This is a genomic window from Martinezella lusitana (assembly GCF_900094565.1).
GTDB lineage: Bacteria > Pseudomonadota > Alphaproteobacteria > Rhizobiales > Rhizobiaceae > Rhizobium > Rhizobium lusitanum.
On record NZ_FMAF01000001.1, the window covers coordinates 644,427 to 656,364 of the forward strand.

Here is an 11,938-nt window from a genome sequence, read left to right on the forward strand (position 1 = left end):
AACTTGGATCAATCCAGCGGAAAGAAACAGGAAAATTTATGCGTTCCCTCGCCGGTCAATTCCGGCGCGGTCTGCCGGCATTTGTCCTGCGCGCGCCAGCAGCGCGGGTTGAAGTGGCAGCCGGTCGGCGGGTTGAGCGGCGATGGCAGCTCGCCCTGCAGGCGGATGCGGTTCTTCTCGCGCTCCGGATCGGCGATCGGCGTCGCAGACAGAAGTGCCGCGGTATAGGGATGGCGCGGGCGGCTGAAGACCTCTTCGGCCGTGCCGGTTTCGACCGGTCGTCCGAGATACATCACCATCACGTCATCGGCGATGTGGCGGACGACGGAAAGGCCGTGCGAGATGAAGAGATAGGCAAGACCCATCTCCTTTTGCAGATCCATCAAGAGGTTGAGAACCTGCGCCTGAATCGACAGGTCGAGCGCGGAAACCGGCTCGTCAAGCACCAGCACCTTCGGCCGCAGCATCAGGGCGCGCGCAATGGCGATGCGCTGACGCTGGCCGCCGGAGAACATATGCGGGTAACGGTCGTAATGCTCCGGGCGCAGGCCGACGCGCGCCATCATCTCCTCGGCCTTGCGGCGGCGGGTCGCGGCATCGTCATCGGTGTTGATCTTCAGCGGCTCCTCAAGAATGGAGCCGACCTTCTGGCGCGGGTTGAGCGAGCCATAGGGGTTCTGAAAGACGATCTGCACGGCGCTGCGCAGGCTGCGATCGCCGAGCTTCGCCGGCTTGCCGTCGATCAGCAATTCACCTGATGTCGGGTGTTCGATCATCGTCACCAGACGGGCGAGCGTCGACTTGCCGCAGCCGGATTCACCAACGACGGCGAGCGTGCGGCCCGACTGCAGGCTGAAGCTGACACCGTTCAGCGCCTTGACGGTCGCCTCCGGTTTGAAACTGCCGCGCTTGATGGTGTAGAAACGGGCGAGATCGCGCCCTTCGAGAACAGCGCCGGTCATGCCGCACCTCCTGCTGCTTGCGTGGCGGCAATGCCGGGATGGCCGAGCGGCTTGCCATGTTCCAGCGGATAGTTGCAAAGGGTCCTGCCGAGATCGACGCCCTGGCGTGTGACGCCCTTGTCGCATTCGGGCGTGGCGAAGGAACAACGCGGTGCGAAGAGACAGCCCGTGGGCCGATCGTGCTGACCGGGGACGACGCCGGCGATGGACGGCAGGCGCTCGCCGACCACGGCACGCTCCGGCAGCGCCGAGAGAAGCGCGGCCGTATAGGGATGATGCGGATCGCGGAACAGCGCCTTGACCGGCTGTTCCTCCACTTTCTGGCCGGCATACTGCACCTGCACGCGCTCAGCCGTTTCGGCGACGACGCCCATGTCATGGGTGATGAGCACCAGCGCCATGCCGTGCTCCCGCTGCAGGCGTGCGAGCAGATCGAGGATCTGCGCCTGGATTGTCACGTCGAGCGCGGTGGTCGGCTCGTCGGCGATCAAAAGCTTCGGATTGCAGGCGAGCGCCATGGCGATCATGACACGCTGGCTCATGCCGCCCGACATCTGGTGCGGGAAGTTCGACAGGCGATCTTCGGGCGCCGGAATGCCGACGAGATTCAAAAGCTCGATCGAACGCTGGCGGCGCGCCTTGCGGTCGAGACCCATATGGATGCGCAGGGTCTCGCCGAGCTGGAAGCCGACCGTGAAGCACGGATTGAGGCTCGACATCGGCTCCTGGAAGATCATCGCCATGTCCTTGCCGATGATCTTGCGGCGCTGGCGCGCGGAGATGCCGCGCAGGTCCTTGCCATCGAACATCATGCGGTCGGCGGTGATGTTCGCCGTCCAGGGCAAGAGCCCCATCATGGCGAGCATGGAGACCGATTTGCCGGAACCGGATTCACCGACGATCGAGAGGATCTCTCCCTTGTCGCAGGTGAGCGAGACACCGTCGACTGCCCGGAACAGGCCGGACGAGGTCTGGAATTCAACGGTGAGATTTTCAATATCGAGAAGCGCCATTACGACCTCTTCAGCTTCGGGTCGAAGGCATCGCGCAGGCCGTCGCCCATCAGATTGATGGCGAGGACCGTGATCAGGATGCAGAGACCGGGGAAAGTGACGAGCCAGGGGTTGCTCTGGAAGAACTCGCGCGAGTCGGCGAGCATCGTGCCCCATTCCGGCGTCGGCGGCTGGGCGCCCTGGCCGAGAAAGCCGAGAGCCGCGGCATCGAGAATGGCAGAGGAGAACGCGAGCGTGCCCTGCACGATCAGCGGCCCCAGACAGTTCGGCAGGATCGTCTTGAACATCAGCCGCAGCGGACCGGCACCGGCGACGCGCGAGGCGATGACATATTCCTTGTCGCGTTCGGTCATGACCGATGCGCGCGTCAGGCGCACAAAATGCGGCTGGTTGACGATGGAGATCGCGATCATGGCGTTCGTCAGGCCAGGCCCGAGAATCGCCACCAGCACCAGGGCAAGCAGCAGCGACGGGATGGCCAGGATGATGTCCATGATGCGCATGATGATCGTATCGGTGCGGCCGCGAACATAGCCGGCGAGGAGGCCGATCAGAATGCCGGCGATTGCCGAAAGCGAGGCGACCACGAGGCCGATGAACAGTGAAAACCGTGTGCCGTAGATGAGGCGCGACAGGAGATCGCGGCCGTTGGCATCCGTGCCCAGCAGGAAGCTGCTGTTGCTGCCCTGCGCCCAGAACGGCGGCAGGCGCTGCATGTCGCTGCCATAGGCGGCATCGGGATCATGCGGGGCGACGAGGCCGGCGAAGATCGCCAGAAACAGGACGAAAAGAAAGATCGCAAGGCCGATGACGGCGCCCTTGTTGCGAGAGAAGTAGTACCAGAACTCCGCCAGAGCGGAGGGGCGGTCGGATTTGACGCTAACCGTGCTCATGAGCCGCTCCTAATGACGAATGCGTGGATTGACGAAGCCGTAGAGCACGTCGACAGCCAGATTGACGAGCATGACGATGCCGGCAATCAGCAGCAGGCCGCCCTGCACCACCGGATAATCACGCTTGAAGACGGCGTCGATCATCCATTTGCCGATGCCCGGCCAGGAAAAGATGCTCTCCGTCAGGATGGCGCCGCCGAGCAGCACGCCGACCTGCAGGCCGATGGTGGTGACCACAGGGATCATGGCGTTGCGCAGCGCATGCACGGAGACGACCCGCAGCGGCGACAGGCCCTTGGAGCGGGCGGTGCGCACATAATCCTCGCCGAGCACTTCCAGCATGGCCGAACGTGTCTGCCGCGCGATGACGGCAAGTGGAATGGTGCCGAGAACGATCGTCGGCAGAATCAGCGAATTGAGCGCGGACCAGAAAGCGCCCTTCTGACCGGACAGCAGGCTGTCGATCAGCATGAAGCCGGTGATCGGCTTGAAGAAGTAGATGAGACCGATGCGGCCCGAAACCGGCGTCCAGTGCAGATAGCCGTTGAAGACGATGATCAGCAGCAGGCCCCACCAGAAGATCGGCATGGAATAGCCGACGAGGGCGACGCCCATGACGGTCTGGTCGAACCATGTCCCTCGTTTGACGGCGGCGAAAACGCCGGCCGGAATGCCAAGACAGATCGCCAGGATCATGGCGCAGATCGACAGCTCGAGCGTTGCCGGGAAGAAGGTGAAGAAGTCGGTCAGCACGTCACGCTTGGTGGTGATCGAGGTGCCGAGGTCGCCGTGCAAGGCGCTCCAGATGTATTTGCCGTACTGAACGACCATCGGCTGGTCGTAGCCGAGATCGTGCGAGATCTGGGCATGGCGTTCCGGCGACATCACGCGTTCGCCCGACAGCAGCATGACGGGATCGCCGGGAAGCAGGCGGATGAAAGAGAAGGCGACGATCGATACGCCGAGGAATGTCGGGATCAGCACCGCAAGACGGCTGAAAAGAAATCGCAACATGACAGTTGTCCAAATTTTTCCGGCGGTCAGGCAGATTGCCTGACCGCCGGGTCGCCCGGTTCTAGCCGGGCATTCTCACAGACTTTTTGTTATTCGGCGATATCGACGCCGTCGAAGCGGTGAACGCCGACCGGATCCTGGAAGTAGCCGGTGACATTCTTCGTCATCGGGATGAACTCTTCAGAATGGTCGATGGTCATCCACGGTGCTTCACGCTTGAACACGACCTGGGCCTGTTCGTAGAGCTTGGTGCGCTCCTTGACGTCGGCCGTCTGCTTGGCCTTCTTCACCAGGTCGTCGAATTCCTTGTTGCACCACTGCGCACGGTTGTTGCCACCGACGGCATCGCAGCCGAGCAGCGTGTCAAGGAAGTTGTCCGGGTCGCCGTTGTCGCCGGTCCAGCCGAGGATGGCCGCGCCGTCGCGGTCCTTGGCGGAGGAAAGCTTCAGATACTGAGCCCAGTCATAGGTGACGATCTCGACCTTGACGCCGATTTTGCCAAGGTCAGCCTGCATCAGCTCGGCAGCGCGGCGTGCATTCAGCATGTAGGGACGCGACACCGGCATCGCCCAAATCTTCATGCTGAGATCCTTGACGCCAGCCTTTTCAAGCATCTTCTTGGCTTCGTCAGGGTTGTATTTATCGTCCTTGACGTCCTTGTTATAGGACCACATGGTCGGCGGGATCGGGTTGGTCGCGACCGAAGCCGAACCCTGGAAGACGGCGTCGACGATGGCCTGCTTGTTGACGGCCATGTTGAGCGCCTTGCGCACTTCGACCTTGTCGAAAGGCGCGATCAGCGTGTTGTAGGCGAGGTAAGAAACGTTCAAGCCGGCCTGCTCGAGAACCTTGAGGTTCTTGTCAGCCTTCAGATCCTTGATGTCGGCCGCGTTCGGGTACGGCATGATATTGCACTCGCCGGACTTCAGCTTCTGCGCGCGGACGGATGCATCCGGCGTGATCGCAAAGACGAGATCGTCGATCTTTTCCTTGCCCTTGAAATAGGTCTCGTTTGCCTTGTAGCGGATGACGGCATCCGGCTGGTAGGCGACGAAGGTGAACGGGCCGGTGCCGAGCGGCTGCTGGTTCATCTGCTCCATCTTCTTGTCGGCCTGGAGCTTGTCTGCATATTCCTTCGACAGGATCGAGCCGAAGTCCATGGCGAGGTCCGCGAGGAACGGGGCTTCCGGATGGTTCAGCACGAATTTGACGGTAAGGTCGTCAACCTTGTCGATCGACTTGATCAGCTTGGTGAAGCCCATGCCATCAGCATATTCGTAGGAACCGCCGGCGACATACTTGGCCCAGGGGCCGTCTGCACTGATCTGACGGCCGATGGAGAAAATAACGTCATCGGCATTGAGGTCACGCGTCGGCGTGAAGAAATCGGTCGTCTGGAACTTTACACCCTTGCGCAGCTTGAAGGTGTATTCCTTGCCGTCGGGGGAAACGGTCCAGCTTTCGGCGAGGCCAGGTTCGACCTCGGTGCTGCCGTGCTTGAATTCGACGAGGCGGCTGTAGACCGTACGCGAAGAAGCATCGAACGTGGTACCGGCAGTATAAATTCCCGGATCGAATCCTTCCGGCGAGCCCTCCGAGCAATAAACGAGTGTTTTCGACCAGGCGGACGTCGCCATGACCGAAGTCAAGGCTGTCACTGCCAGCAGGACAGAGATCTTTTTCATGATATCGTTTCCCAGGTTTGTTATTCTTTTGAAGCCGTGGACACCCCAGAGGTTCCCTTCCGGATCGGGCCGATGGAACTTTATTTTAAGTTTGAAAGCAACAAGCGCCGCCTAAATTTTTTCCAAATTATGGAGTTTGGAAATTTTTGGACAAAAAAGCCTTTGAATTGGTAATAATCTGGCAAAATTTTGCGCCGATTTAGCAGTTTCAGAATGATTTGACATTTTACTCTTGCAATCGGCTAACCCTCTATTGCCTCGATAGGAGGCAATACCAACAAAAATCCGCAGCGGCCGGAGGCAACTGCGGATCGCAAACATGATGGAATTCGCGAAGGGCGATCAGGCTGCGGGAGCGGCGATCCGCGGCTTCTTGGCGATCGCCCGGTGATCCAGATCAGTCAGGCCGAGCAGGAAGTTGATCTGCGGACGCGCCTTGACCAGATCGTCGATGGAATATTCCGTCAAAACATCGAAGAAAGCGTTCAAAGCCTTGCGCAGCGCCGTATTGAGACCGCAGCTATCCACCAGCGGACATTCCACCACGCCCTCTTCGAAGCACTCCGCCATGGCGAAGCTATCCTCGGTGACACGAACGACGTCAAAAAGGCTGATGGCGGTCGCAGGCCTGCCGAGGCGCACGCCGCCGTTGCGGCCGCGTACGGTTTCGACGAGACCTGCCTTCGTCAGCGGCTGCAGAATCTTGAAGAGGAAAAGCTCGGAAACGCTGTATGCCTTGGCGATTTCCGGGATGCGGCTCAAATGGCCGTCGTTGGCGGCGCAATACATCAACATGCGCACCGCGTAATTGGTCTGTTTCGTCAAGCGCATGCCGATCTCCTGGAATCGAGGCTGCTTAGGGGGTCGATCCGTATATAGAGACTTTCTTAGTTTTGAACAATTCCAAAATATGAAATTCATATTCACGTTATTCTGACGGCGCCGACTTGCTCATCCGCCCGTCCTCGCCTGCTTCTCCTGCAGTTCCCTGGCATAATCGAGGATCGCCTGCTTGCGCTCCGGCGTACCCGGATGGGTCGACAGCATGCTGGTATCACCATGATCATCGAGCTTGGCTTCGAGGAGATCGAAGAAGCGCGACAACGCTGCCGGGTCTTCGCCGGCGGCCAGCATCAGCTCCACCGAGCGGCGGTCGGCCTGCGCCTCGGCTTGCCGGGAGTAGGAAAGCGCGAGAAGGCCGCCGCCCTGTGTCAATACGTCGTGAACGCCAGAACCCACGTCTCCGGCGATCAGCAACACGAGACCGGCGACACCGGCGGCGCTATACAGCTGGCGGAGGCTGTGCTTGTATTCGACGTGACCGATCTCATGGCCGAGCACGGCGGTGATCATCTCCTTGTCGCCGCCGGCCAGCTCGACGAGCTGATCGGTCAGGACGAGATTGCCGTCCGGCAGCGCGAAGGCGTTGGGGCCGATGAGGCCGCCATCGCGGAAATTCAGATGATAGCGGCCCGCACCGCCCTCAGCGTTCGCGGTTATCCTGGTAAAATCATCGCGAATTTCCGCCTGCTGCGCCTCGAGAAGCTTGCTGGGGCCGAAGGTCACTCGATCCAATGTCTTCAGCGTTCCCGCCGACATCATCTTCGGCACCACCGGCGGCGTTACCAAGACGGCGACCTCCACGAGGGCCGGCACTGCATAGCGATAGATGATCGAGGCCAGGACGAATACCGCCAGGGCGAAGGCGATCAGCCGGGGGCGGACGATCTCGAGCCGATGAACAAAGCTGCTGCGCTTTTCGCCGCGGCTTTGCAGATAGGCATCGACGGCGTCGTTATCGCGGGTTTCGAAAACCGATTCGTTTCCGAACACGATACGGCGCGGGATGGAGCCCACGCGCTGGCTGACGTCGATATCGGAGCGGATGCCCCAGGCAAGCCGCTTGCTCGCGTCTCCCTCTTCGTCAGACAGCACGATGAGCGATCCGCCGACATCCAACAGCCGGGCCGGAACCTCCCGGCTGGAATGCGGCGGATGCCAGATGCCCGTCGCGATCGCTTGCGGATCAGAAGCCAAAGTCGAATCCATCGACATCGAGATATTCCGCGCTGATGGCGTTGCCGGTCGAGCGGATCTGGTCGAAGACCACGCCGATTTCACCGTCGACATGGACAGCAGTATGCTCGGTAAGAAAAACTTGCATGCGCACTGCCGCCCAGGGGCGCATCAATCCGAGGGTTACCAAGGTGACAACGACATTGGAAATCGCAATCCACGCATAGCGCCGGCGACCGAGATCGCTCCTGAGCTGATGGCGATGATCGATCATCGCGGCCGACCAGATGATGTTGCGCACCGTCGCGCGATAGTAGAGGCCGGCCAATATGTAAATCGGGAAAATAAGCACAATCATCCAATGCCACAGGCTGATGCTACCCATTCCCCGACCCATCGAGTTGCCGCTGAAACCGCCCGCGGCAGCACCGAAAAGCCCCAAGATCACGAGGCCGGCGATCACAATCGCGACTACGGTGATGAACGCCTCGTACAGCGCGCCCAATCGCGGCTCGGTCGAGAAGGGTCGATCTCCGTAACGCAGATTGTCGAAGACGTATTTATAGAACCAGCGGGTTGCGACCGGAGACAGCAGCCCGACCGATATCACCGTTACCAGGGTACCCAGGAAGATCGCCTTGAACGCGCCGCCATAGGTCCCGACGAAATCGAAGCGCACATTGCGATAGCTTGTCACGCGCGCATTGAACCTCAGTCCGCGCATGAGAAACCATGGGAATACCACAAGCATGACAGGCCAGATCGCCAGCACCGCCAACGGCGCCACGTGTGAAAGTATATTCACCACGATAAGAAAGCCGAACACGATCAGCCGGCCGATGAGTATCTGTTTGCCCTTGGCATGATATTCGAAGCTGTGGCCCAGAAGGGCGGTATTCCCATAAAAATACCGGTTGCGGCGTACTTTTGCCCAGGCCGAATAGATGCCCAACGTAACGATCGTCAGCAGAATATTGACGATCCAGATGCCGAAATATTCGGAGGCGTTGCCCGTGAAGGAAGCCCTTTGGAAAAAGGGCTTTCCGCCCAACGGATAGCTTTGCTCGACAGTTGCCATATTGTAGTCCCCTACCCCACGAGAGGACGAGCGTTTCCCGGAGGCACCTCACATGAGCACGGGCCGCGGGGAGATGTGTTGCGCGACACACCACTCGCCTTACCGTTGCACTTGAGAGCAGGAAAATAAGCGCCGATCAACGGAAAAATATCCGACGGCAGCATTCGCCCGCCAGGGGGGCAAATAGCCCCCGTAGCTGCAACCTTAATGCCACACTGGCCTGGGTGCTCAGGGCGCGGAGACCCAGACGGCCATTTCGCAGCCGCCCGGCTCGCGGAAGTGAAAGCGTCGGCCGCCGGGGAAATCGAAGGCAGGACGGGTTATGACGCCGCCGGCGAATTCGACTGCGCGCTGGGCCTCTTCCAGATCGGTGGTGCGCACCACAGGCAGCGGCGCCCCGGCCGCTTCCCCCGCATCGCCGTCGATGCCGGCGTCTATACCCGCCGCCTCGATAACATGGTAGGTCGGCCCGTAGCTGACAAAGCTCCAATCGAAAGCTTCCTGGAAGAAGCGCCGGGTTTTCAGGCCATCTTTCGACGGAAATTCAAGATAGTCGATCTGATAGGTCACGGACACCATGCGGTCCTCCCACTGTTCTTGTTTTGTTCTAGAGCAAAACAATGGCGTAGACAAGCTCACTCTACCCAAAACAATCGCAACAAAAAACCGCCGCCCGGAAATATGTCGGACGGCGGTTGAAATCATTCGATAATGGCGATCCTTATTTCATCGTCGGCATGACGAATTCGGCGCCATCCTTGATGCCGGACGGCCAGCGGGCGGTGATCGTCTTGGTGCGCGTCCAGAACTTGATCGAGTCCGTGCCGTGCTGGTTGAGATCGCCGAAGCTGGAAGCCTTCCAGCCGCCGAAGGAATGATAGGCGAGCGGAACCGGGATCGGAACGTTGACGCCGATCATGCCGATGTTGATGCGCGAGGCGAAATCGCGGGCAGCATCGCCGTCGCGGGTGTAGATGGCGACGCCATTGCCATATTCATGCTTCATCGGCAGGTCGAGCGCGTCTTCATAGTTCTTGGCACGGACGACGGACAGAACCGGTCCGAAGATCTCGGTCTTGTAGATATCCATGCTCGGCGTGACGTGGTCGAACAGCGAGCCGCCAACGAAATAGCCGTCTTCATATCCCTGCAGCTTGAAGCCACGGCCATCGACGACGAGCTTGGCGCCCTCTTCGACACCGCGGTCGATCAGGCCGTTGACGCGGTTATAAGCGTCCTTGGTGACGAGCGGACCCATATCGGCCTTGTCATCGGTATAAGGACCGATGCGCAGGGATTCGATCTTCGGCACCAGCTTCTCGACGAGGCGGTTGGCCGTGTCCTCGCCGACCGGTACCGCGACAGAAATCGCCATGCAGCGCTCGCCGGCCGAGCCATAGCCGGCGCCCATCAGGGCGTTGACGGCCTGATCCATGTCGGCGTCCGGCATGATGATCATGTGGTTCTTGGCGCCGCCGAAGCACTGGGCGCGCTTGCCGTTCATGGCAGCCGTGCCGTAAACGTAACGGGCGATCGGCGTGGAGCCGACGAAGGAAATGGCAGCGATATCCGGATCGGCCAGGATGGCGTCGACCGCAGCCTTGTCGCCGTTGACGACGTTGAGGATGCCTGCCGGCAGGCCGGCTTCGATGATCAGTTCGGCCAGGCGGATCGGCAGGGAAGGATCGCGCTCGGAAGGCTTCAGGATGAAAGCGTTGCCGCAGGCGATCGCCGGAGCGAACATCCACATCGGGATCATGCCCGGAAAATTGAACGGCGTGATGCCGGCGCCGATGCCAACCGGCTGGCGAATGGAATACATGTCGATCGCCGGGCCGGCGCCCTCGGTGAACTCGCCCTTGGCGAGATGCGGAATGCCGCAGACGAATTCGCAGACTTCCAGGCCACGGATGATGTCACCCTTGGAATCCTCGATCGTCTTGCCGTGCTCCTTGGAGAGCATCTCGGCCAGCTCGTCCATGTGCTTGTTCAGAAGCTCGACGAATTTGAAGAAAACGCGGGCGCGGCGCTGCGGGTTGGTGGCCGCCCATTTGGGCTGCGCTGCCTTGGCATTTTCGACCGCTGCGCGGATCTCCGCGACGCTGGCGAGCGCGACAGTCGCCTGCACTTCGCCGGTTGCCGGATTGTAGACGATGGCTGTGCGTCCGCTGGTGCCGGCGACGTGCTTGCCGCCGATGAAATGACCGATCTCTTGCATGGATGTGCCTCCTCGTTTTCTTGGATGTATACAGGATCGCACTTCAATTTGCACAAATCAATGAGCTGCTATAAGCAACCGTTGTGCAAAAATTAAAGCCCTGGATGCGCATATGGATTGGGATGATGTCCGCATGTTTCTCGCCGTCGCCCGCACGGGGCAGATTCTGGCGGCCTCCAAGCGGCTCGGCGTCAACCATGCCACGCTCTCCCGGCGGGTGACGACGCTGGAGGAGCGGCTGAAGACACGGCTGCTGGTGCGCCGCACCAATGGCTGCGAGCTGACAGCAGAGGGCGAGATCTTCCTGCATGCGGCGGAGCGCATGGAAACCGAGATGCTGCGCGCGCAGGCAAGCGTCGGCCACCTCGACAGCGCCATTACCGGCACGGTGCGCATCGGCGCGCCTGACGGTTTCGGCGTCTCCTTCCTGGCGCCTAGGCTCGGACGGCTGATCGCGCGTTATCCGGAGCTGCGCATCCAGCTCGTGCCGGTGCCTCGCTCCTTTTCGCTGTCACAGCGCGAGGCCGACATCGCGATCACGCTCGAGCGCCCCGAGCAGGGCCGCCTGGTCTCCTCCAAGCTGACGGATTACACGCTCGGCCTCTATGCCTCGAAAGCCTATCTGGAGCAGGCAGGCCTGCCCGATAGCGTGGAAGCGCTGAAGCTGCATCCGCGCATCGGCTATGTCGAGGACCTGATCTTCACCGCCTCGCTAAATTTCTCCGGCGAGATCATGCGCAGCTGGGATGCCTCTTTCGAAATCTCCACCTCCATCGGCCAGACGGAAGCGGTTCGCTCCGGCGCCGGCATCGGCATCCTGCACGATTACATCGCCAGGCAATTCCCGGAACTCACCCGCATCCTGCCCGATATCTCCATCAAGCGCGCCTATTGGACTGTTTATCACGAAAGTGCCCGCGATCTCGTGCGAGTGCGCACCGTGTCGGATTTCCTGCAGGAACTGGTCAGCGAAGAACGGCGGATGTTCCTGTAAAGGCCCGCCTCGCCCTAAGCATGTTTCGGCGGCTCCTCGTTCTCATCAGGATTGGGCACGGGAAT

11 protein-coding genes are annotated in these 11,938 nt (G+C 60.5%); 1 reads left to right on the forward strand and 10 read right to left on the reverse strand.

Going from position 1 to position 11,938, the window contains the following annotated elements; genetic code table 11:
• Positions 1–8 precede the first annotated feature (8 nt).
• The 10 genes from GA0061101_RS03105 to GA0061101_RS03150 all read right to left on the reverse strand — a co-directional run bounded on the left by GA0061101_RS03105 (position 9) and on the right by GA0061101_RS03150 (position 10,879).
• Positions 9–962, reverse strand: coding sequence for a peptide ABC transporter ATP-binding protein (locus GA0061101_RS03105; protein ID WP_037199004.1), 954 nt, complete (start codon positions 960–962; stop codon positions 9–11).
• A complete protein-coding gene (locus GA0061101_RS03110) occupies positions 959–1,975 on the reverse strand; it encodes an ABC transporter ATP-binding protein (RefSeq protein WP_037199007.1) in 1,017 nt (338 codons plus the stop codon). The genes GA0061101_RS03105 and GA0061101_RS03110 overlap by 4 nt, the downstream gene beginning before the upstream one ends.
• Positions 1,975–2,868 (reverse strand): ABC transporter permease subunit, encoded by an 894-nt coding sequence (locus GA0061101_RS03115; protein ID WP_047561021.1) that lies wholly within the window; start codon positions 2,866–2,868, stop codon positions 1,975–1,977. The genes GA0061101_RS03110 and GA0061101_RS03115 overlap by 1 nt, the downstream gene beginning before the upstream one ends.
• Before the next feature lie 9 nt (positions 2,869–2,877).
• Positions 2,878–3,882, reverse strand: a complete 1,005-nt coding sequence (locus GA0061101_RS03120) for an ABC transporter permease subunit (protein WP_037199010.1) — start codon at positions 3,880–3,882, stop codon at positions 2,878–2,880.
• An 89-nt stretch (positions 3,883–3,971) separates the two neighbouring features.
• The gene (locus GA0061101_RS03125; RefSeq protein ID WP_092572987.1) at positions 3,972–5,567 is read right to left on the reverse strand and encodes an ABC transporter substrate-binding protein; all 1,596 of its coding nucleotides are present in this window, start codon (positions 5,565–5,567) and stop codon (positions 3,972–3,974) included.
• A gap of 342 nt (positions 5,568–5,909) precedes the next feature.
• Positions 5,910–6,398: an iron-responsive transcriptional regulator RirA gene (gene rirA, locus GA0061101_RS03130; RefSeq protein WP_037199013.1), complete on the reverse strand. Its 489-nt coding sequence runs from the start codon at positions 6,396–6,398 to the stop codon at positions 5,910–5,912.
• A 120-nt stretch (positions 6,399–6,518) separates the two neighbouring features.
• Positions 6,519–7,622, reverse strand: coding sequence for a M48 family metallopeptidase (locus GA0061101_RS03135; protein WP_081938807.1), 1,104 nt, complete (start codon positions 7,620–7,622; stop codon positions 6,519–6,521).
• A complete protein-coding gene (locus GA0061101_RS03140) occupies positions 7,594–8,661 on the reverse strand; it encodes a YjgN family protein (RefSeq protein WP_092572988.1) in 1,068 nt (355 codons plus the stop codon). Before GA0061101_RS03140 ends, GA0061101_RS03135 begins: the two co-directional genes overlap by 29 nt.
• A gap of 228 nt (positions 8,662–8,889) precedes the next feature.
• Positions 8,890–9,237 (reverse strand): VOC family protein, encoded by a 348-nt coding sequence (locus tag GA0061101_RS03145; RefSeq protein WP_092573029.1) that lies wholly within the window; start codon positions 9,235–9,237, stop codon positions 8,890–8,892.
• 145 nt (positions 9,238–9,382) lie between these two features.
• Positions 9,383–10,879 carry a CoA-acylating methylmalonate-semialdehyde dehydrogenase gene (locus GA0061101_RS03150; RefSeq protein ID WP_092572989.1) on the reverse strand — a complete coding sequence of 499 codons (1,497 nt, stop codon included), beginning with the start codon at positions 10,877–10,879 and terminating at the stop codon, positions 9,383–9,385.
• A gap of 112 nt (positions 10,880–10,991) precedes the next feature.
• Here GA0061101_RS03150 and GA0061101_RS03155 point away from each other — a divergent pair, with 112 nt between their 5' ends.
• Positions 10,992–11,873: a LysR family transcriptional regulator gene (locus tag GA0061101_RS03155; RefSeq protein WP_037199019.1), complete on the forward strand. Its 882-nt coding sequence runs from the start codon at positions 10,992–10,994 to the stop codon at positions 11,871–11,873.
• Positions 11,874–11,938 lie beyond the last annotated feature (65 nt).